The organism is [Actinomadura] parvosata subsp. kistnae, from assembly GCF_900323885.1.
In the GTDB taxonomy this organism is placed as follows: Bacteria; Actinomycetota; Actinomycetes; order Streptosporangiales; family Streptosporangiaceae; genus Nonomuraea; species Nonomuraea composti.
This window is the reverse complement of sequence record NZ_OOHJ01000018.1, coordinates 3,488,371-3,507,386: the sequence shown is the minus strand read 5'-3', so window position 1 is coordinate 3,507,386 and position 19,016 is coordinate 3,488,371. Positions and strand designations below refer to the sequence as shown.

General features: G+C 72.9%; 22 protein-coding genes. 8 read left to right on the top strand and 14 right to left on the bottom strand.

The window, feature by feature from the left end; translation table 11 throughout:
- Positions 1–389 precede the first annotated feature (389 nt).
- Positions 390–1,316, top strand: coding sequence for a hypothetical protein (locus KIS93_RS36650; RefSeq protein ID WP_080043370.1), 927 nt, complete (start codon positions 390–392; stop codon positions 1,314–1,316).
- Here KIS93_RS36650 and KIS93_RS36645 read toward each other — a convergent pair.
- The gene (locus KIS93_RS36645; protein WP_080043371.1) at positions 1,303–2,544 is read right to left on the bottom strand and encodes a hypothetical protein; all 1,242 of its coding nucleotides are present in this window, start codon (positions 2,542–2,544) and stop codon (positions 1,303–1,305) included. The two genes, KIS93_RS36650 and KIS93_RS36645, sit on opposite strands and share 14 nt — an antisense overlap.
- A gap of 192 nt (positions 2,545–2,736) precedes the next feature.
- On the opposite strand from KIS93_RS36645, the gene KIS93_RS36640 reads away from it, so the two are divergent.
- Positions 2,737–3,288, top strand: a complete 552-nt coding sequence (locus KIS93_RS36640) for a helix-turn-helix domain-containing protein (protein WP_080043372.1) — start codon at positions 2,737–2,739, stop codon at positions 3,286–3,288.
- 454 nt (positions 3,289–3,742) lie between these two features.
- On the opposite strand, the gene KIS93_RS36635 is transcribed toward KIS93_RS36640, so the two are convergent.
- The 10 genes from KIS93_RS36635 to KIS93_RS36595 all read right to left on the bottom strand — a co-directional run bounded on the left by KIS93_RS36635 (position 3,743) and on the right by KIS93_RS36595 (position 9,700).
- Positions 3,743–4,489, bottom strand: a complete 747-nt coding sequence (locus KIS93_RS36635) for a methylated-DNA--[protein]-cysteine S-methyltransferase (protein WP_080043373.1) — start codon at positions 4,487–4,489, stop codon at positions 3,743–3,745.
- Complete coding sequence (locus KIS93_RS36630; RefSeq protein ID WP_230465630.1) at positions 4,486–5,052, bottom strand: RNA polymerase sigma factor; 567 nt, start codon at positions 5,050–5,052, stop codon at positions 4,486–4,488. The genes KIS93_RS36635 and KIS93_RS36630 overlap by 4 nt, the downstream gene beginning before the upstream one ends.
- Positions 5,053–5,196: 144 nt before the next feature.
- Positions 5,197–5,502: a DUF1416 domain-containing protein gene (locus tag KIS93_RS36625; protein ID WP_080043374.1), complete on the bottom strand. Its 306-nt coding sequence runs from the start codon at positions 5,500–5,502 to the stop codon at positions 5,197–5,199.
- Entirely contained in the window at positions 5,502–6,341 is an 840-nt protein-coding gene (locus KIS93_RS36620) for a sulfurtransferase (RefSeq protein WP_080043375.1), read from the bottom strand. Before KIS93_RS36620 ends, KIS93_RS36625 begins: the two co-directional genes overlap by 1 nt.
- A gap of 346 nt (positions 6,342–6,687) precedes the next feature.
- On the bottom strand, positions 6,688–6,771 hold the full coding sequence (locus KIS93_RS69200) for a putative leader peptide (RefSeq protein WP_350668905.1): 84 nt from the start codon (positions 6,769–6,771) through the stop codon (positions 6,688–6,690).
- A 78-nt stretch (positions 6,772–6,849) separates the two neighbouring features.
- Positions 6,850–7,185 carry a thioredoxin family protein gene (locus KIS93_RS36615; RefSeq protein WP_080043376.1) on the bottom strand — a complete coding sequence of 112 codons (336 nt, stop codon included), beginning with the start codon at positions 7,183–7,185 and terminating at the stop codon, positions 6,850–6,852.
- A 28-nt stretch (positions 7,186–7,213) separates the two neighbouring features.
- Positions 7,214–8,152 carry an anti-sigma factor family protein gene (locus tag KIS93_RS36610; RefSeq protein WP_080043377.1) on the bottom strand — a complete coding sequence of 313 codons (939 nt, stop codon included), beginning with the start codon at positions 8,150–8,152 and terminating at the stop codon, positions 7,214–7,216.
- On the bottom strand, positions 8,152–8,664 hold the full coding sequence (locus KIS93_RS36605; protein WP_080043378.1) for a sigma-70 family RNA polymerase sigma factor: 513 nt from the start codon (positions 8,662–8,664) through the stop codon (positions 8,152–8,154). Before KIS93_RS36605 ends, KIS93_RS36610 begins: the two co-directional genes overlap by 1 nt.
- 37 nt (positions 8,665–8,701) lie before the next feature.
- Positions 8,702–9,367: an LmeA family phospholipid-binding protein gene (locus KIS93_RS36600; RefSeq protein ID WP_080043379.1), complete on the bottom strand. Its 666-nt coding sequence runs from the start codon at positions 9,365–9,367 to the stop codon at positions 8,702–8,704.
- 81 nt (positions 9,368–9,448) lie between these two features.
- Entirely contained in the window at positions 9,449–9,700 is a 252-nt protein-coding gene (locus KIS93_RS36595) for a MoaD/ThiS family protein (RefSeq protein ID WP_080043380.1), read from the bottom strand.
- A 176-nt stretch (positions 9,701–9,876) separates the two neighbouring features.
- Between KIS93_RS36595 and KIS93_RS36590 the strand changes: the two genes are divergently transcribed.
- The 3 genes from KIS93_RS36590 to KIS93_RS36580 all read left to right on the top strand — a co-directional run bounded on the left by KIS93_RS36590 (position 9,877) and on the right by KIS93_RS36580 (position 14,590).
- The gene (locus KIS93_RS36590) at positions 9,877–10,569 is read left to right on the top strand and encodes a response regulator transcription factor (RefSeq protein ID WP_080043381.1); all 693 of its coding nucleotides are present in this window, start codon (positions 9,877–9,879) and stop codon (positions 10,567–10,569) included.
- Positions 10,570–10,678: 109 nt separating this feature from the next.
- Positions 10,679–14,152: a tetratricopeptide repeat protein gene (locus KIS93_RS36585; RefSeq protein WP_080043382.1), complete on the top strand. Its 3,474-nt coding sequence runs from the start codon at positions 10,679–10,681 to the stop codon at positions 14,150–14,152.
- Positions 14,153–14,221: 69 nt separating this feature from the next.
- The gene (locus KIS93_RS36580) at positions 14,222–14,590 is read left to right on the top strand and encodes a hypothetical protein (RefSeq protein ID WP_080043383.1); all 369 of its coding nucleotides are present in this window, start codon (positions 14,222–14,224) and stop codon (positions 14,588–14,590) included.
- A 6-nt stretch (positions 14,591–14,596) separates the two neighbouring features.
- Here the strand turns inward: KIS93_RS36580 and KIS93_RS36575 are convergent, their stop codons facing one another.
- Positions 14,597–15,256, bottom strand: a complete 660-nt coding sequence (locus KIS93_RS36575) for a hypothetical protein (RefSeq protein WP_080043384.1) — start codon at positions 15,254–15,256, stop codon at positions 14,597–14,599.
- A 52-nt stretch (positions 15,257–15,308) separates the two neighbouring features.
- Here KIS93_RS36575 and KIS93_RS36570 point away from each other — a divergent pair, with 52 nt between their 5' ends.
- Positions 15,309–16,220 carry an aminoglycoside phosphotransferase/kinase family protein gene (locus KIS93_RS36570; protein ID WP_080043385.1) on the top strand — a complete coding sequence of 304 codons (912 nt, stop codon included), beginning with the start codon at positions 15,309–15,311 and terminating at the stop codon, positions 16,218–16,220.
- Positions 16,221–16,240: 20 nt separating this feature from the next.
- Here KIS93_RS36570 and KIS93_RS36565 read toward each other — a convergent pair whose 3' ends face one another.
- Together KIS93_RS36565 and KIS93_RS36560 are read right to left on the bottom strand one after the other, a co-directional pair.
- Complete coding sequence (locus KIS93_RS36565; RefSeq protein WP_080043386.1) at positions 16,241–16,762, bottom strand: SET domain-containing protein; 522 nt, start codon at positions 16,760–16,762, stop codon at positions 16,241–16,243.
- 3 nt (positions 16,763–16,765) lie between these two features.
- Positions 16,766–17,959, bottom strand: a complete 1,194-nt coding sequence (locus tag KIS93_RS36560) for an FUSC family protein (protein WP_080043387.1) — start codon at positions 17,957–17,959, stop codon at positions 16,766–16,768.
- Positions 17,960–18,046: 87 nt separating this feature from the next.
- On the opposite strand from KIS93_RS36560, the gene KIS93_RS36555 reads away from it, so the two are divergent.
- Together KIS93_RS36555 and KIS93_RS36550 are read left to right on the top strand one after the other, a co-directional pair.
- Positions 18,047–18,655, top strand: coding sequence for a dienelactone hydrolase family protein (locus KIS93_RS36555; RefSeq protein WP_080043388.1), 609 nt, complete (start codon positions 18,047–18,049; stop codon positions 18,653–18,655).
- On the top strand, positions 18,652–19,014 hold the full coding sequence (locus KIS93_RS36550; protein ID WP_080043389.1) for a VOC family protein: 363 nt from the start codon (positions 18,652–18,654) through the stop codon (positions 19,012–19,014). The genes KIS93_RS36555 and KIS93_RS36550 overlap by 4 nt, the downstream gene beginning before the upstream one ends.
- The last annotated feature ends 2 nt before the right edge of the window (positions 19,015–19,016 follow it).

Sequence of the window (19,016 nt, the reverse complement as noted above, 5' to 3'; positions counted from 1 at the left end):
TCGCTCCCCGGAACGAGAGCCGGCGCGACGAGCAACCGGCGCCGCCGCCCGTACCGCAGCCATCCGACCCGCAGGAACCGTCGGACCTGCGCCAACCTCCGCCCAGCCCGCAACCGCCGCCCGGCCTGGGCGCCTACCCTCCCACCCCACACCCCGTCCCCCCGCCCCACGCGGGTCCGGCTCACTCGGGTCCGGCTCACGCCGCTCCTTGGGGAGCCGATCCGGCGCAAGCGGGGCCGTCGGCGCAAGCCGGGCCGCCCCAGGGCGAGCCGTCGCCCGGGCAGCCGGGGCGGCACGCGCAGGGTGCGCCGCTGCGGCAGCGGCCGGCACGCAGGCACGCCGCGCCGCAGGGGCAGCCGCCGTCCCAGGACCAGGCCGGTGGGCCCGGCGTGCCCGGATACGGCCCTCAGCCACCCTCCGGCCGTCCGCTGGGGCAGGGGCGGCAGGCTCCGTCCGACCAGCAGGTCTGGCCTCCCGCCCCCAAGGGCGAGCATCCCATCGGCGCCGCCACCCAGCCCATGCCCGCCGTACGGCCTCCCGCGCCCCTCTACCAGGCACATCGGGCCGCGCACGGCATCATGCCCCCCACGCCGCACCCGGAGGACCCCGAGCAGACCGTCCCCGCCCCGGCCGCACGGCCCGCGATCCCACCGCCGGCGGCAGCCTCCCAGCACCCGGCCGACCCTGGACAGCCGGCGGACGCCGGGCAACCGGACGCGGCCCAACCCGCGCCCGGCAAGCCGCGACGAGGGCGCAAGGTCCTGATCGCGGTGGGCGCCGTCGCGGTGTCGCTGCTGATCACAGGGGCCCAGGTCTACGACGGCTACGGCTTCTACGAGGTGCAGACGACGAAGGAGACCAAGGAGATCAGGGTCGCCCCCGGCCAGGCCGCCCAGGTCAACGGCGTCGAGTGGACGGGCTCCGTCAAGCGCATGGAGCCGGCCCCGAAGGACAACGGCGGCTACGGCCCCGAGGTGACCTGGATGCAGGTGGACATCACGAAGAAGGTCGTCGACGAGGCCAGCGCCACCATGACCGCCCTCCCGGCCGACCTGCGGCTCACGGACCGCGCCGGCCGTACCTGGGTGGTGGAGGTCGCGACCACCGTCGAACGGCCCACGGACCGCATGGAGGTGGGCAAGACGTACGAGATCCCGGCGGGCGCCATCGTGCCCACCGCGGTGGCGGACGAGGTGGAGCTGTCGTTCCGGCCGAGCAACTACCGCTCCGACACCCCGACGGAGGACATCTTCAACCGCGCGGCCATCGAGAAGATGCCCAAGGACATCGAGGTCCTGCGGTTCACACGTCGGTGAGCGGCCGGCCGCTGAGCCGGGCCCTGGTGGCCGCGATGTCGTACGTGGCCGCCAGCAGCGCCATGGTGAGCACGGTCACGACCAGCTCGTGCAGGAAGAACAGGGGCGGCCCCTGAATCACCCACTCCCACTCCGTGCGGGAGCCGATCAGCGTCCGCACCCAGCGGTCGGCGAGCTGGCCGCCCACGTCGAGCGCCACGTAACACAGGCACATCATGCCGAACAGCGGCAGCCCGGCGTTGACGATCATGCGCAGCGAGTTGGCCAGCGGCAGCCAGCGGTCCCGGAACCCGCCCGTCACCTGGTTGAACGACTTCTGCGTCAGATCGTGGGAGCTTTCCAGCCGGTCGACCCCGCGCTCCAGGCGGGTGCCCTTGACGAGGGCGCGGGTCTCGTCGGAGTAGGCGCCGAACACCAGCATCGCCACGGTGAGCCAGGCCAGCGGCACCGCGACCGCGTCGAGGAACAGCGGCCAGAAGTCGCCGAACGCGTCGGTGATCGCCTTCCAGGCCGGCAGGTGCTCCTGCGCCTCCTGCCAGGCCTCCTTCGTGCCGGCCACCACCGTGCGGTGGTCCATCCACTCCGAGCGCGCGTCGGCGATGGCGACGGTGCCGTTGAGGCCGTAGAAGACGAAGGCGAACTCGGAGAAGGCCGCGCCGAAGCCGGCGAACTTCCCCTTGCCCTGCTCCACGAGCTTGGCGAACAGCAGCTTCAGCACGAACGTGACGGCCATCGCCCCGATGGACACCCGCCAGTCGAGGTCGATGAGCCCCCGGCCGACGAGGTTGCCCTCGCCGAAGAACGAGTCGTTCAGCCCTTCCTGCAAGTTGTGGAAGTAGTCCATCTGGATGACTTCTCTGGCGTCCGCGTTCTGGAACCCCCAGGCCAGGTAGAGCACCGCGAACGCCGGGGCGACCCGGTCGAGCGCCCTGAAGAAGCGCTCGTCCGCCACCCCGTCACCGGCTCTGGCGCGCATCTCCCACAGCGCGCCGCGCAGGCTGTAGAGCATGCCGGTGGTGACCGTCAGCGACGCCAGCACGATGATCGTGAGCAGCGTCATCACGATGACCAGGCGGACCTGCCGCGCGTCGCCGTAGGCCACTTCGGTGGCGGCATACATCAGGACGAACCGCGCCAGCTCCCCCGCCGAGAACCACAGGATCAGCGGCATGGCGCACTTGCCCGCCAGTCGGAGGGCGTGCAGGGGCAGCGAGTACGGGGACGGCATCTGCTGAGCCGGCGTAGGCCCAGGTCGCGGGGGTGCCGTCACACCTGTCGATCCGGACATCTGTGGAATCGTAGCGGTCTGTCCCGTGGAGCGCAGCAGCACCATGCCAAAAGCGCTACTCTCCGCAGATCGATCATGAACAGGCGGCTAACGCGGCCCACAGGCTGGACGAATGTGCGGCAATATGACTGTATGGACCCGCAGCCCGCACTCGACACCGATCCGCGCGTGGTAGGCGATCGGTTGCGGCGGCTGCGGCAGGCGCGCGGGGTCTCGCTCTCCGAGCTCGCCAAACGCGCCGGCATCGGCAAGGCCACGCTGTCCGGCGTCGAGACCGGCACCCGCAACCCCACCCTGGAGACGCTCTGGGCGATCACCGCGCAGCTCGGCGTTCCGATCGGGGCCATCCTCGACGCGCCGCCCGAGCCGCAGATCATGCGCGGCACCGCGATCGAGGCCGAGCTGCTCGAGGTGTTCGAGGACGACCGGGTCACGTACGAGCTCTACCGCGTCCGCATCCCGCCGGGGCTCACCCAGACCTCACCCGCGCACCACGAGGGCGTCAGCGAGCACGTCACGGTCTTCACCGGCACCCTCAGCGCCGGCCCCATCGACGAGCCCCTGACGGCGGGCCCCGGCGACCATATCTCGTGGGTGTCGGACGTGCCCCACGGCTACCGCGCCCACGGCCCCGACGTCGTCCGCGCCACCCTCCTCATGCGCTACCCGACCAAACCCATCTGAGCCACGCGGGAATGTCCTCCAGGGCTGGGCGGCAGGCACGGCACGGGCGGTAGCGCGCCGCGCCGCCCCGCCCATCTCACGCCCCTCCAACCGGCGCCGGGTCGGCGGGACGGTGTGCGGCGGAGCTCGGCGCGACGTGTACGGCGACCGAGGCGGCCCGCACAACGACGGCCGTCCCAAGGCCGCACCGACCGAGGGGGGGCGGGGCTGGGCAGGGGGCTGGACGCGACGCCGTGCGGGCCGGACGGGCCCGGCACAGAGGCGCCGGACTGTGCACGCATCGTCGGCAGGGCCGTGCAGAGGGCAGGACCGTGCAGGGAGCACGGCTGCGCAGGGAGCACGGCTGCACGCACACGGTGGGCAGGGCCGCCCCAGGAGGCAGGGCTGCGCACGCCGCAGGGCGCGCAGGATGGGCGGGATGGGGACGGCAGGTGGGATCGGGGGTGCGGAGGGGTTAGGCGGGGACGTCCTCGGCTGGGCGGCAGGTGCGGCAGGGGCGGTAGCCGGCTGCGCGGGCCTGGGCCACGCTGCGGAAGCCGTGCCGGTGCGCCGGGGTGATGCGGCGGGCGTTGTGGCAGGTCGGGAAGCACACCACGCCGGTCGTGTCGCTGGCCAGGTAGAACACGCGCTCCCCCGCCAGCCCCCGGAGCCGGTCCAGGTCCACGCCTTCGGCGAGCAGGAGGCGTTCCTTGGCCGTGGTGCCGAAGACGTAGTCGCCTACGGCGCCGTCGGAGCGGGTGACCCGGTGGCAGGGGATGAGCAGGGGGACGGGGTTGCGGCCCAGGGCGGTGCCGACGGCGCGTACGGCCCGGGGGGAGCCGATGCGGGCGGCGATCCAGGAGTAGGGGCGGACCTCGCCTCGCGGGATGGCGCGGGTGGCCTCCAGCACGGCGCGCTGGAAGTCGCTGAGGCCGCGCAGGTCGAGCCGGAGGCCGGACAGGCGGCCGGTGCGCAGGGCGGGGAGCAGGCCGGCGGGCGGGCGGGCGGCGGGCAGCAGGGGGCGGCCGAAGCGTTCCCTGAACGCCTGCGTGAAGCCGTCGCCGGCGTGCACGTAGGCGATGCCGTGGTCGGTGTAGGCGACCGTCAGCTCGCCGATGGGCGCCGGCACGCGGACCCAGCGGGCCGCGATCCGGTCGAGCAGGCTCTCCGGCGGCTCCGCGGCGAGTGCCGCGAGTCCGGTGAGCAGGGGATCCTGAGTCATCGGGCACCTCCTAGTGCGCGTAGCCGCCTCAGCCCTCGTGACACGTGTGATTTGACCGTGCCCTGGGGGATCTTCAGTACGGTGGCGATCTCGCTGACCGGCAGGTCCACGACGTGCCTGAGCACGACGGCGGCGCGTTGCTCGTCGGGGAGCTGCCCGAGCAGGGCGGCGAGCTCGTCGCCGATCTCGCGGCGGACCGCGGCCGCCTCGACGCCCTCGCCGGGGTCGGCCTCCTCCACCGGCTCCTCCACCAGGTCGGTGGGCGGGCGCCGGGACTTGGCGCGGGCGCAGTTGCGCCAGACGTTCATGAGGATGGTCATCAGCCAGGCGCGCGGCTGCAGCCCGGCGATGCGCTCGGGTGAGTAGCCGGCCAGGGCCCGGTACGCGCGCAGGAACGCCTCGGCGGTGTAGTCCTCGGCGTCGGCCCAGCGCCCGCTCAGCCGCAGCGCGGTCGAGAAGACCAGGCCGCGGTAGGCGCCGTACAGCTCGGCGAAGCCCTCGTCGAGGTCGTCGAGCAGCGCCTTGCGCACCGGGTCGGGACAGTCGGTTTCAACCACGTTCACTACAACACCGCCACGCGCCGACCGGTTGCACCCGATTCGCCCCCCGCGGGCGTCCGGTCGCACCCCTGGGCTCATCCACGGCATGCGGAAAGGCCCGCGTCCCCCAGCACGGGAGAACGCGGGCCTCTGTGGTCTTCGTGGTGCTCAGACGGCCACCGCGAGCTGGGCGACCTCGCCCAGCTTGGCTTCCACCTGCACGTCGCGGGTGACGCCGCCGCCCGCGATGATGCGGACGGTCCAGTCGCCGGGCGCGGCGAAGAAGCGGAAGATGCCGTCGTCGGAGACGACGACCTCGCCGGTGAACTCACCGGAGTGGTCGAGCAGTCGGGCGTACGCCGTGCCGGCGCCGGTGACGACGCCCTGGATGACGGCCTGGTTGGACAGGTCGATCCCGGCGGGCAGCGCGATGGTCTGCTCCGGCGCTCCGCACCCCTGTGCTGCAGTCGACATTAGCGGGCCTCCCCAAGCTCGATCGGCACGCCCACGAGCGAGCCGTACTCGGTCCACGAACCGTCGTAGTTCTTCACGTTGGACTGCTCGAGCAGCTCGTGCAGCACGAACCAGGTGTGCGCGGAGCGCTCGCCGATGCGGCAGTAGGCGATGGTGTCCTTGCCGAAGTCGACGCCGGCCTCCTGGTAGAGGGCGCGCAGGTCGTCGTCGGACTTGAAGGTGCCGTCGTCGTTGGCCGCCTTGGACCACGGGATGTTGCGGGCGGTGGGCACGTGGCCGCCGCGCTGGGCCTGCTCCTGCGGGAGGTGGGCCGGGGCGAGCAGCTTGCCGGTGAACTCGTCGGGCGAGCGCACGTCGACGAGGTTGAGCTTGCCGATGGCGGCGACGACGTCGTCGCGGAAGGCGCGGATCGCGGAGTCCTGCTCCTTGGCGACGTACTGGGTCTTGGCCCGCTGCGGCACGTCCTTGACCAGCTCGCGGGAGTCGAGCTCCCACTTCTTGCGCCCGCCGTCGAGGAGCTTCACGTTCTCGTGGCCGTACAGCTTGAAGTACCAGTACGCGTAGGCGGCGAACCAGTTGTTGTTGCCACCGTAGAGGACCACGGTGTCGTCGTTGGAGATGCCACGGTCGGACAGCAGCGCCTCGAAACCGGTCTTGTCCACGAAGTCGCGACGCACCGGGTCCTGCAGGTCGTTGCGCCAGTCGACCTTCACGGCGCCACGGATGTGGCCCTTGTCGTAGGCGCTGACGTCCTCGTCGACCTCGACGAGCACGACTCCGGGGGTGTCGAGGTTGGCCTCGACCCAGTCGGCGTCCACCAGGGCGGCGGAGCGGCTCATTTGGATACCTCCATGTTGGCAGCGGGCAGTAGTCGGCGAATGAGCAGGTACGTTTCGCAGCCGAGGCAAGATCCGATGGCTGCGTTGAGGAAGGCGGGGTGACCTTCCGATCGCTCCGGACGAGCGCCTTGGAGAGCATCGCGGACGGCGAGCGGTGGAACGCTCCGGGCGCGAGGACCACGGCCTGGACGGCGAGCAGCCTGAAGCCCTCCGTCACGGGGACGGAGGCGTGGACCAGGGTGGGTGGTGGCCGCGCCGGAACGCAGCGCTCTTGGGTAGGCACGCATCGCGGGATGCTCCTGAAGGGTCGATTGGGGCGGATCGAAAAGTCCGCGCGAGATCGTCCTCAGGCAGCGCGACAGAGCGCAGTGGCGACGCGGCAGAAGTCAACCGCGCGCCGCTTCGTCAGCAGCTCTGTCGATGGGTTCATGGCGACGACACTACTCGGCGTCTCGTCATCTGTCACATCTCGTCCGGTTGGTGAGACGACTTGTGAGACGGCTCACAGTCATGACGCGGGTACGGCGGCCGCGAGAGCGGCGAGGACGGCGGCCTTGCGCGGCTGCCCCGAGGCGATCTTGACGATGCCGCCGGCCGCGTCGAGCACGAGCACGGTGGGGGTGCTGGTGATGCCGAGCCTGCGGACGAGGTCGAGCCGGGACTCGGCGTCGATCTCGACGTGGCGCACGCCGGGCACGAGCGCGCTCACGTCGGCCAGCACGCGCCGGGTGGCCCGGCACGGCTGGCAGAACGCGGTGGAGAACTGCACCAGAGTGGCCCGCTGGCCCAGCTCGGCGCCGAGGTCGGCGGCGGACAGCCGGCCGCCGCCGGCATCGGTCGTCATGCTTCAGTGCAACCGCGCGGCGGGCCCGTTACTTCCCCCGGGCCGTCGCCGTCATGGGCACCTTGACGAGCAGCCTGCCCGAGCCGTCGACGATCTCGAAGCGCCGGATCCGCTCCAGGGCCGTCGCGCTCTGGTAACGGAAGATCTTCCCGCTGTCGTAGTCCTGCTGGCGGATGGTCCAGGTGCCCGCGCGCTCGCGCCGCCCGTCGGTGCCGACGACGACGAGGCCGCAGGTGGTGCCGACCGGCACGCCGTTGACGTGCACGCCGACGGCGGTGCCCGCGGCGGCGGGCCGGACGAGCACGGTGGCGTAGTAGTCGAGGCGCTCGTTGTCGCCGTGGAAGGCGAGCTCGTCGGTCGCGCGCGCCCGCGCGCTGGGCCGCAGCTGGGAGTCGGACGCGCTGTCGGGGACGGCCGGGCTCTGGGACGGTGCGGCAGCGCTCTGGGACGGTGCGGCAGCGCTCTGGGACGGTGCGGCAGCGCTCTGGGACGGTGCGGCGGCGCTCTGGGACGGTTCCGCGGTGCTCTTGGGTTTGGCCTGCTCCTGGGCGAACCCGCTCTGGTCGCGCAGCAGCTCGGGCGGCGCCTGCGACGACGCGGGCTGGGGAGCCCCCGCCGCGCTCGACGAGCCCCCGCCGGAGCCGGTCGCGATCGTCGTCCACACGGTGCCGCCCACGACCAGGACCGCCGCCGCGGCGGCCACGGACAGCAGGACGCGGCCCCGCCTGGTGCGCTTGACCCGGTCTTTCAGCAGCCGGTCGAGCACGCGGCGCGGCGGGCTGGCCACCAGCTCGACGTCCCGCTCCGACACCTTGCCCAGGAAGGCGCCGACACCCTCCAGCTCCATCAGCTCGGCGCCGCACGCCTCGCACGTCGCCAGGTGGTTGTCGACCTCCAGCGCCTCTTCCTCGTCGAGCGCGCCCAGGGCGTGCGCGCCCAGCGAGATGCGGACCTCCTCGCAGGTCATCACGGTGCCAGCCCCCGTTCCTCGAGCGCCAGCTTGAGCGCGCGCAGCGCGTAGTACGTACGGGACTTGACCGTGCCCGGCGGTATGCCCAGCGTCGCCGACGCCTCCTTCACCGATCGTCCCCGGTAGTAGACCTCCAGGAGCACCTCGCGGTGCTCGGACCGCAGCGCGGCCAGCGCCTCGGCCACCGCCCACGACTCGACGGCGCGCTCCAGCTCGTCGTCGGCCGGCAGGACCGCCAGCGCCTCGTCGCCGGTCTCGGGCGGCCTGGCCTTCTTGGCGCGGTGCTGGTCCACGACGAGGTTACGGGCCACCGTGAACAGCCACGCGCGGATGGGCCGGCCGGACATCGCCTCGGGGTGCCGCCAGGCTCGCAGCAGCGTCTCCTGGACGACGTCCTCGGCCCGCCCGGAGTCACCGGTCAGTCGCAGAACGTAGCCGTAGAGGGGCCCGGCGTGCTCGTCGAAGAGGGTCTTCACGAGTTCCTCGTCGGCGGTACCGGCTGTGCTCACGCCCTCATCACGTATGGCGGGCCGGAGCGGTTCAGCGTCATCCACGGATGGGCACGTCAGACGCTTCGGCCGAGAACTCGAGCCCTTCGGCCACGCTCTTGACCCCGGTCACCTTCACGTCGAAGGGCAGCTTGCCCTGGAACGGGATGGTGTAGGAGATCAGCCGGGCGACCTGGTCGGGCACGCCCTGGATCTTCTCCGCCTGGAGCTTGATCCCCCCGTCGGCGAGCTCGACGCGCATCTCGGCGTTGAACTTCACCTTGTTCACCCCCATCGTGACCTCGCCCGACGCCGTGAGCCGCCGCCCGTTGCCGCCGATCTTGACGCCTTGGGGGGCGTACTTGTCGATGGTGGCCCTGGTGAGGGTGCCACTGATGGTCACGCGACCGGCCCGGATGTTGGGTCTGTTCTGGATGATGTCGGCCAGGGGGGCCGTCACGTCGTAGGCGGCGCCCCGCAGGTTCTTCACCGGCACGTCTCCGTAGGTGAACGTGCCGAGATTGAACCGTACCTCCGGATAGCGGCCGGTGACCGCCTGGGTGAGAAATGGGATGCCCTCAATTGTCACCGTCGGCGTTCCGGAGAGGTCGGCCGTCGCCGCGATGCGGTTGGCGAGATCGCGCTCGACGCCGGCCACGGCGACGCGATCGACGGCGACAAGGAGAATGACGAGCACGATCAGAAATACGATCAGCTTGCGCATGGGGCTCCCTGTCTCGAGCGGGGGGTCATGAGACTACCGACAGCACTGCCCCATTCCCTCGTGGATCAAGCAATCACCTGTTCAGCCGCCCGCGAAGGGCGGCAGCACCTCGACCGTGGCGCCGTCGGCGAGAACCACCTCGTCATGGGCCCGCTTGCCGACGGGGGAGCCGTCCACGAGGAACGAGCATCGTCGCACGACCCGCGCCAGCTCTGGCCGGGTTTGTGTGATTTTCGTCATGAGTTCACCAAGAGTGACCGCTTCGAACGGTTCCTCGGCCACTCCCGCCGCTTCCTTGGCAGCCGCCCAATAACGCACTTTTCCCATGGCCATGCCTTGCCTCACAATCCTTTCCACACTATTGTGCGCCGCCCTTAACAAGGTTGTTCCAGGAGACGCGCTGTTCACCTGCCGGACGCGCAATGGACGCGACTTACTCGTGGGATATCCTCACTCACAGGACCTGGGCGACGTAGCCCCCGGGTCCTTGCGTGTTTGAGGAGGCCGTAATGAGCAACCTGCTCCTGCTGACCAACGCCCTCGAGCCGTCCGCCGAGGTGCTACCGGCGCTGGGCTTGCTGCTCCACTCGGTCCGTGTCGCCCCGGCGGAGGCGTCCGCCCTCATCGACACCCCTCCCTCCGACGCCGTCATCGTGGACGCGCGCAAGGAGCTCGTGCAGGCCAAGAGCCTGTGCCGGTTGATCCGCACCACCGGCATCGACTGCCCGCTCCTCGTCATCGTGACCGAGGGCGGGCTGGCCGCGATGACCGCCGAGTGGGGCGTCGACGACGTCCTGCTCGACAGCGCCGGCCCGGCCGAGGTGGAGGCCCGGCTGCGCATGGCCATCGGCCGCATCTCCCAGGCCGCCGCCGAGGACGTGCCCGACGAGATCCGCAGCGGCGACCTGTCGATCGACGAGGCCACCTACACGGCGCGGCTGCGCGGCCGCGTGCTCGACCTCACGTTCAAGGAGTTCGAGCTGCTCAAATACCTCGCCCAGCACCCCGGCAGGGTGTTCACCCGCGCACAGCTCCTCCAGGAGGTGTGGGGCTACGACTACTTCGGCGGCACCCGCACGGTCGACGTGCACGTGCGGCGGCTGCGCGCCAAGCTCGGCACCGAGTACGAGTCGCTGATCGGCACGGTGCGCAACGTCGGCTACCGCTTCGTGCCCGACCGGGCCGACACCGCCAACGTCTGATTGACAGCGGGTTCCCGCTGCGCTGCACTGATGTGACAGGTCGTCCGACGAACTGTTTCGTGCCTGTCATGCCGAGGACACCGCCGTCCTAAAAGGGGGTGGTGTCCTGGTGAGTCTCTTCCGGTCGCTGGTCGACGAGGGCGCCCGTCCGCGCGTCTACCACCGCAACGAGACGATGTGCTCACCGTCGCGCGCCGACCACCACGTCTACGTGATCGAGTCGGGCTACGCCCGCGAGTACACCCCGGCGGGCGGGCGCGAGGCCGTGCACGACCTGCGGGGCCCCGGCGACCTCGTCGGCGAGCTGGCCTTCTGGAGCCCCGCCGACCGCGTCAGGATCGACGCGCTGACCGAGGTCCGCGCCTGGCCCATCGACCTGCGGCGGCTGCGCGAGCACGCCTCCGCCGCCCCGGCCGTCGCGACCGCGCTGGTGCAGGAGCTGTTCGCCAGGAACGTGGCCGCCCGCCGGCACGAGGCGCTGGCCCGCGCCCCCGTCGCCGCCCGGCTGGCCGTGTGGCTGCTGCACCTGGACGAGCGGTACGGGCTGGGCTCCGAGCACGCGCCGCCGCTGACCATGGAGACGCTGGCCGACCTGGTCGGCAGCTCCGCCGACGTGGTGCAGCGGCAGATCACGCAGTGGGCGCAGCGCGGCTGGCTGGTCCGGCTGCGCTACCGGCGGCTGCGCATCGCCGACCCGTCCGCGCTGCGCGGGGCGGCCGGGAGCTGGGAGCACCTGTCGGCGCCGTGGGCCGGGCGGGTGACCCCGTTCCTGGTACGTCCGAGCGGGCCGGCCGACCTCCTGCCCGTGGGCGAGGTGCCCAAGCCGCGCCAGCTCCCCGCCGACATGCCCGACTTCATCGGCCGGCAGCGCAGCCTCGACCTGCTCACCGCCTGGCTGGAGCGGCCCAGGCGGACGAACACCATGGTCGTGCAGGGCCTGCCGGGCGTCGGCAAGACCGCGCTGGTGACGCACTGGGGCCACCTGCACGCCGACCGATTCCCCGACGGGCAGATCGTGATCGACCTGCGCGGGCAGTCGCCGAGCCAGCCGCCGATGAGCACCGTGGAGGCGCTGGGGCAGATCCTGCGCTCGCTCGGCCTCGGCGAGCCCGCCTCCGACGAGGCGGAGCTGATGCTGCTCTACCGCAGCAGGATCGCCGGGCGGAAGCTGCTGCTCATCCTCGACAACGCCGCCGACCCGGCCCAGGTGCGGGCGCTGCTGCCGGGCGGCAGGGACTGCGTGGTGCTGGTGACGAGCAGGACCCGGATGGCGCCGCTGCGCGCCACCGGGCACGCCGACCTGATGGACCTGCCGGTGCTCGACCCGGGCAACGCGGTGGCGCTGCTGATCGCGGTGCTCGGCGAGGACTCGCCGCAGGCCGCCGACCGCGACGCGCTGGCGGAGCTGGCGCGGGTGTGCTCCTACCATCCGTTCGCGCTGCGCATCTCGGCCGCGAAACTGGCCGAGAACCCGGGGCTGAGCGTGCAGTCGCGGGCTCAGGAGCTGCGCCGCCCCGACCGGCCGCTGGTGGGCGATCCCGAGGAGGCGTTCACGCAGGCGCTCAACCTGGCGTACGAGTCGCTGACGCCGGTGCAGCGGCGGGCGTTCCGGCACGTCGGGCTGCTGCCGGGGCGGGACTTCACGCCGGAGGTGCTGGCCGCGGCGCTGGGCGTGCCGGTGAGCGAGGCGGTGGTGGCGGTGGAGGGGCTGCACCGGGCGTACCTGGTGGAGCCGTTGCCGGGGCCCCGCTACCGGGTGCACGACCTGGTCAAGCGGCTGGCCAGGGAGCTGGGCCGGCACGCGGAGGCGGGCGTGCGGGAGGCGCGGGCGCGGCTGCTCGACCACTACCTGGCGGTGGCGACCGACCCGGCGACGCCGCGCGAGTGGTTCGAGGCCGAGCGGCGCTCGCTGGTCTCCGCCGTGCGGCTGGCCGGGGAGAGCGGCGCGCACGGCATGGCGTGGCGGCTGGCGGAGGCGGTGTTCGAGCCGTTCCGCCGGCTGCGCTTCTACGAGAACAACCTGGAGGTGCAGCAGGGCGGCCTGACCTCGGCGATGCAGGTGGGCAACCGGCGGGCCGTGGCGCTCATGCGCAGCCGCCTGGGCACCCTGCACCGCGACATCGGCCCCTCCACGCTGGCGGCCCGGCTGATCGGCGAGGCGCTGACGGACTACGCCGAGCTCGGCGACCGCGAGGGCCAGGCCCGCGCGCTGAACGAGCTGGCCGAGGTGCACGGCATCGCGGGCAACAGCGAGGACGCCCTGCGTTACGCCTCCCAGGCGCTCGACCTCTACAAGGAGATCGACGACCCGGCCGGGGTGGCGGGCTGCCTGCACACGCTGTCGCGGCTGCACCTGTCGCAGGAGCGGTACGAGGCGGCGCTGCACCACGCCGGCCAGGCCCTGGAGCTGCGTGAAGAGCTCGGCGACCGGCGCGGCACCGCGCAGAGCCTGATCATCCTCGCCACCGTGCAACGCAACCTGGGCGAGCCCGACGCCGCGCTGTCGGAGGGCCTGGAGGCGCTGTCCATCTGCCACGAGCTGGGCGACGAGCACGCCGAGGCCGAGACGCTGCTGTGCCTGGCCGAGATCTACGACCTGCTCAGGCTGCCGCACGACGCCCGGCGCGACGCCGAGCGGGCGCTGGCCGGCTACACCGCGACCGGCGACCAGTACGGCTGCGGCCGGGCCCTGTGCGCGCTGGGCCGCATCGCCCGCAACGGCTCCCGCTACGACGAGGCCCTGTCCTCCTACGAGCAGGCGCTGTCCATCCAGGTCGAGCTGCACCACGAGCAGGGCAAGGCCGAGACGCTGGGCGACATCGGGCTCGTGCACTGGCGGCTGTCGGACTACCTGCGGGCCGACGAGTACCTGAGCCAGGCGCTGGCGATCAGCCGGGTCATCAGCGACGGCCCGGTCGAGGCCCGCATGCTCAACCGGCTCGCCCGGGTGCGGCGGCGGCAGGGCCGGCCGCAGGTGGCCTTCGTGTACGCGCTCGAAGCCCTGGACATCGTGCAGGGCCTGGGCAACCGCCGGGTCGAGGCCGACGTGCAGGAGACGCTGACGTACACGTACCTGTCGCTGGGGCAGCACAAGGCGGCGCTGCGGGCGGCCAGGGCCGCGCTGGCGATCAGGGAGGAGCTGCGCGACAACCGGGGCAGCGCGCTGCTGTCGATGGCGCAGGCGCTGCTCGCCGCCGGCCGGTCGGCGCAGGCGCTGGAGCCGGCCAGGGAGGCGGTCGAGCTGCAGCACGAGAGCGGCACCCGCGACCGGTGGGCGGCGGCGCTCACCACGCTCGCCCTGGTCCTGCTGGACCTCGACCGGGCCGGCGAAGCCCTGGTGCACGCCCGGCAGGCCAGGGACACGCACCGGGAGTGCGGGACGCGCCGCGACCTCGGCTGCGCGCTGCGGGCGCTGGGCCTCATCTCGGCCCGGCTCGGCCACCGCGCGGCCGCCGTCGCCTACCTGCGCGAGGCCGTGCGCACGCTGGAGGACGTGGGGGACGTCTTCGAGGCCCGGCAGGTGGCGGAGGAGCTGCGGCTCCTGCACGAAACGCCGACAAAAGTCGTCAAATCCCGCGCCTGAGGTCGCAGATCTTTTCCCGCTCATCCCGTTGGCTAGGGACTTCAGCTACTTCCAGCGGAGGTGATCCGGATGCTCAAGAACCATCTGCGTCGAGACCTTCAGTGGCTCAAGCGCCAGGCGCGCAAGGACAGGCGGATCACCACCGCGCTGCTCGCCGGGCTGCTCGGCGCCTGGGCCCACCAGCTTCCCGCCGCCTGGTCGGCCCCGTCCTCGCCGGTGCTGCTCGCCCTGTCGGCCGCGCTCGCCATGGGGTCGGCGGGGGCGTGGCTGCTGGGCGCGTACTTCGTCTCGCGCAGCCTGCGGGTGCGGCGGGAGCCGGCCGAGGAGCTGCGGTGGATCGCGCGGATCAGCAGGGGCAAGGAGTGGGCGTTCTGCTCGCTCTTCGCGTACATGGCCTGGTGGCTGCTGCACTTCCTGGCCGCGCTGGTGCTCGGCTAGAAGCGGCTAGAAGGCCGCCCGTTCCCAGGGGACGACGTGGATGCGCCCGCCGGTGAGCACGAACTGCACGATCTCCGCCGTGCGCAGCTCCGCCGTCCCGAAGTCGGTGTCCGCGTGCGCGTCGCACCACGCGACGAGCTCGCGGGCGTTCGTGAGCGGGGCCGCGAAGTGCACGAGGCTGACGTACCAGAGGTCGCGGACGCGGCCGTGCTCCAGGTCGCGGATGCCCCGGCACTCCAGCGCGTGGGCGAAGCGCTTGCGGACCGTGTCGAGGGTGTCGTCCTCCGGGTGCGCGCCCACGAGGACGCCGCCCTGGTGCGGGTGCACGCCCGCCAGCCGCACTCGTGCCGGGGGCAGGCCGTCCACCGCCTCGGCCAGCGCGGCGCCGTACCCGCGGCGCAGCGGGTCGTCCTCGGGGACGCGCGTGCGGTACGGCTCCAGCGACCTGAGCGTGACGTGCAGCGTGCGGCCACCGTGGACCCAGTGGCCGGGGGCGTCCACGGTGGCGGCCAGCTCCGTCATCCGGTCCACGACCGCGCCCTCGGGGCGCAGCACCGCCGCGGCGCCCCACCGCAGGGCGCCCTCCACCATGGGCACGTCGTACGTGGCCCGGCCGGCCAGCAGGGTCGCCCGGCCCTTCGCCCGGAACTCCGCGAAATCGGACATTCGTGCAGTATGCCATGATCACCGCGGCCGGTCGGGGCCGCATACTGGCGCTGTGGAGCTGGCGGAGTGGTGCGAGACGTGGCTGGGGGCGGCGCCGGGGCGGGAGCTCTTCCGGACGGGGCACCTGTCGGTGGTGCGGGGGCTGGAGCTGGGCGACGGGCGGCGGGTGGTCGTCAAGTGCCGGGCGGCGGACGAGGCGCGGATCCGGGGGTGCGTCGAGGTGCAGCGGCACCTGGCCGCCGCGGGCTTCCCGTGCCCGGCGCCGCTCACCGGCCCCGCCCCGCTCGGCGACGGATCCGTCGTGACGGCGGAGGAGTACGTCGAAGGGGACGAGCAGTTCGGCGGGTCCGACCCGGCGCGGGCGTTCGCGCAGGCGCTGGCCCGGCTCGTCCGCCTCGCGCCCCCTCCCGACGCCGTCGGCCCGCTCACGCCCGCGCCGCCGTGGATGGGATGGGAGCACGACGAGGACGGGGTGTGGCCGTGGCCCGACGACCTGGACGCCGACCTCAACGCCGCCCCCGGCCCTGACTGGCTCGACGACCTGGGGCGGCGGGTGCGGGCGCGGCTGACCGGCACGCGGCTGCCGCCCGTGGTCGGGCACGGGGACTTCGAGTCGCAGAACCTGCGCTGGCGCGGGGGCGAGCTGGCCGCCGTGCACGACTGGGACAGCGTCGTGGCGCTGCCCGAGCCCGCCGTCGCGGGGGCCGCCGCGGCGGTGTTCACCGAGACGGGGCGCTCCACCGTGCGGGCCGGTGTGGAGGAGAGCGCGCGTTTCCTGGAGTGCTACGTACGGGCGCGCGGGCTGAGCTGGGGGCCGGAGGAGTGGGGAGTGGCGTGGGCGGCCGGGCTGTGGGTGCGGGCGTTCAACGCCAAGAAGGCGGTGGTGGCGGGCGCCGGCCAGGACGCGCTCGACCAGCTCGCCGCCCAGGCCGAGACCCGGCTCCACCTCATGGGATCGCTCTGACGATCAGGCCGAGGCCCGGCTCATGGGAAGGCTTTGACGATCAGGTCGAGGAGGGCGGGCACCCAGTGGTCGCCGTAGCGCCGCACGAGGTCGGGGCGGCGCCAGTCGGCCCCGGTCACCCGGCCCCGGCACAGCGGTGTGCCGCACCGGCAGTCCAGCGCGAAGCCGGGGTCGGCGGTGCTGGTGGCGTAGTCGCTGGTGACCTCCTCACCGGGGCGCAGGTCGCGGCGGGCGGCCAGCGTGTACGGGCCGGTCCACCACAGGTTCGGGTCGCAGGAGTGGTTCGCCTTGCCGATGGCGGTGCCGGGCGGCAGGACCAGGTGCAGGTCCGCGGTCACCGTGATGGTGTCGACGTAGGGCACGTCGGGGTCGGCGATGAGCGCCTGGAGCCGGTCCCACGTCACCAGCCGCCCGCCCAGCCGGGCGACGACGGTGCCGGCGGGGATGGCCGCCGTGCTGAACAGGCCCTCGCCCGCGATCGGTGAGGGGCGTACCTCCAGGGCGGGGTGGAGCCGGCAGGCGGGCTCCGGAGCTTCCGTCACCCGTCAATCCTGCCGCGGGAAGGCGGCCTTGTGGGGGCCGGTGTCCGGGTCGAACTCGTGGCGGATGCGCGCGCAGTCGTCCAGCAGCGCCCCCTGCAGCGAGCGCAGCTCCGCGTGCCGGGTCTGGTGGAACGCGGTGGCCAGCCGCCGCTGCTGGCGTTCGCCGTCGTCGAGGGCGGCGCACAGGTCCTCCATGTCCTCCCGCCGCCCGTTGCCGATCTGGAGCATGCCGAAGTCCCTGAAGACGCGCGCGAGCGCGGCCAGCTCGTCCGCCAGGGGCTCCGGCAGGTCGGCGCCGCGCTGCCCGGGCAGGCCGCGGACGCCGGCGACGAGGTCCATCAGCCCCCTGGCGATGCCCCTGAGCTGGTGGCAGGCGTGGTCGAGGCAGGTGGCGGCCTCGGCGACCTGGCGCAGGCGGCGGTCGTAGCGGCGGCGGCGCGGCGACAGCCGTACGGACTCCGCCGCCTGGTCGGCGGCCTGCTCGGTGTCCTCCAGCCGCTGCGACAGGCCGCGCGCCCGCTCCAGCCAGTCGCGCGCCTCGTCCTTGCCCCAGTCGCCGCGCAGGCCCCGCGACATGTCCTCGGCCAGGTCGGCCAGCTCGCCGGACAGGCCGCACAGCTCCCTACCGGCCTTGTCGACGAAGCGCGGCGGCAGGACGAGCAGGTTCGCGGCGATGCCGATGCCGGCGCCGAGGAGCACGTCCCAGAGGCGGGCGAAGCCGTACGTGCTGCCGAGCGCGAACACCAGCAGCGCCGTGATGGGGATCTGCACGTTCTGGGCGGGCAGGTTCAGCAGCCGCGTCAGGACGAGGCCGGCCACCACCAGCACGGCCAGCGTCCACGCGTTGGCGCCGATGAGCCAGATCAGCGCGGTGGCCGCGCCGACGCCGACGACCACGGCGAGGATCTGCTGGCCGCCGCGCACGAGGGTGCTGTACGCGGTCGCGGAGACGGTCAGCAGCACGCCGATGGGGACGAGCACCGGCAGGTCCACCTTGAGCACGTACGCGGCCAGCCACCAGGCGACCGCGCACGCCGCCGTCACCTTGATCGTCTGGGCCAGCGCCTCCCGTTCCATGCGCAGCCAGCGCCCGAACCCCATGCTGCGCACGCGGGCGAGCGCCGCCGCCCCGCCCGACACGATGCGTTCGAGCGGGGAGCCGGGCACCTCGCGTCCATGCCCTGTCTCTCCCTCCATGTCCGTTTTCCTGCCCCGTGAGAGCGCTGATAGAGCCGCCGCCGAGCGGGTAGCGCCAGAGGAGGGCCAGGGGAGGGCGGGTGACACATGTCCGGCGATCTGATCGTTCCTGACGCCGCGCGCGGCATGGTGGTGTTCGTGCACGGCAGCGGCAGCAGCCGGCACAGCCCGCGCAACCGTTACGTGGCGGGCGCGCTCAACGAGGCGGGCCTGGCCACGCTGCTGTTCGACCTGCTCACCCCCGAGGAGGAGGCCGACCGGGCGAACGTCTTCGACATCCCGCTGCTGGCCGATCGGCTGCTGGAGCGCACCTCCTGGGTACGCGCCCACCCCGACGCCAAGGGCCTGCCGATCGGCTACTTCGGCGCCAGCACCGGCGCGGCGGCGGCCCTGTGGGCGGCGGCGGAGCCGGACAACGCGATCACCGCGATCGTCTCGCGCGGCGGGCGCCCCGACCTGGCCGGGGACCGGCTGGCGGCGGTGCGCGCGCCGACCCTGCTCATCGTGGGCGGCCGGGACCCGGTCGTGGTGGAGCTGAACGAGGAGGCGCGGCGGCGGCTGCGCGCGGACAGCCGCATCACGGTCGTGCCGGGGGCGACCCACCTGTTCGAGGAGCCCGGCGCGCTGGAGGCGGTGGCCGGGCACGCAAGAGACTGGTTCAGCACCCATTTCTCCGCCCCCCAGGAGGCTTTGTGAGACTGTCCGCCACCGTCCTGGAGTCGCCCGACGCGAACGCGCTGGCCGCCTTCTACCGCGCCCTGCTGGGCTGGAAGGTGAGGGAGGAGGAGCCCGGCTGGGTGATGCTCGCGCCGCCCGACGGCGGGGCGGGCCTGTCGTTCGCCACCGACCCGCAGTACGTGCGGCCCACCTGGCCCGCGCGGCCCGGCGCCCAGCAGATGATGATGCACCTCGACATCGAGGTGGACGACCTGGAGGAGAGCAGCGCCAGAGCGGTGGAGCTGGGCGCCACGGTGGCCGGCTTCCAGCCGCAGGAGCACGTCCGCGTGCACCTCGACCCCGACGGCCACCCCTTCTGCCACTTCCTGAACACGTAGCG

Bases quoted from the DNA above. Each gene is read 5' to 3' on its own strand.
- KIS93_RS36640 (WP_080043372.1), top strand. From the start codon at position 2,737: ATGGACCCGCAGCCCGCACTCGACACCGATCCGCGCGTGGTAGGCGAT.
- KIS93_RS36575 (WP_080043384.1), bottom strand. From the start codon at position 15,256: ATGTCCGATTTCGCGGAGTTCCGGGCGAAGGGCCGGGCGACCCTGCTG.
- KIS93_RS36625 (WP_080043374.1), bottom strand. From the start codon at position 5,502: ATGTCGACTGCAGCACAGGGGTGCGGAGCGCCGGAGCAGACCATCGCG.
- KIS93_RS69200 (WP_350668905.1), bottom strand. From the start codon at position 6,771: ATGAACCCATCGACAGAGCTGCTGACGAAGCGGCGCGCGGTTGACTTC.
- KIS93_RS36595 (WP_080043380.1), bottom strand. From the start codon at position 9,700: ATGGCCATGGGAAAAGTGCGTTATTGGGCGGCTGCCAAGGAAGCGGCG.
- KIS93_RS36590 (WP_080043381.1), top strand. From the start codon at position 9,877: ATGAGCAACCTGCTCCTGCTGACCAACGCCCTCGAGCCGTCCGCCGAG.
- KIS93_RS36635 (WP_080043373.1), bottom strand. From the start codon at position 4,489: ATGACTCAGGATCCCCTGCTCACCGGACTCGCGGCACTCGCCGCGGAG.
- KIS93_RS36555 (WP_080043388.1), top strand. From the start codon at position 18,047: ATGTCCGGCGATCTGATCGTTCCTGACGCCGCGCGCGGCATGGTGGTG.
- KIS93_RS36600 (WP_080043379.1), bottom strand. From the start codon at position 9,367: ATGCGCAAGCTGATCGTATTTCTGATCGTGCTCGTCATTCTCCTTGTC.
- KIS93_RS36615 (WP_080043376.1), bottom strand. From the start codon at position 7,185: ATGACGACCGATGCCGGCGGCGGCCGGCTGTCCGCCGCCGACCTCGGC.
- KIS93_RS36560 (WP_080043387.1), bottom strand. From the start codon at position 17,959: ATGGAGGGAGAGACAGGGCATGGACGCGAGGTGCCCGGCTCCCCGCTC.
- KIS93_RS36645 (WP_080043371.1), bottom strand. From the start codon at position 2,544: ATGCCGTCCCCGTACTCGCTGCCCCTGCACGCCCTCCGACTGGCGGGC.
- KIS93_RS36580 (WP_080043383.1), top strand. From the start codon at position 14,222: ATGCTCAAGAACCATCTGCGTCGAGACCTTCAGTGGCTCAAGCGCCAG.
- KIS93_RS36620 (WP_080043375.1), bottom strand. From the start codon at position 6,341: ATGAGCCGCTCCGCCGCCCTGGTGGACGCCGACTGGGTCGAGGCCAAC.
- KIS93_RS36610 (WP_080043377.1), bottom strand. From the start codon at position 8,152: ATGACCTGCGAGGAGGTCCGCATCTCGCTGGGCGCGCACGCCCTGGGC.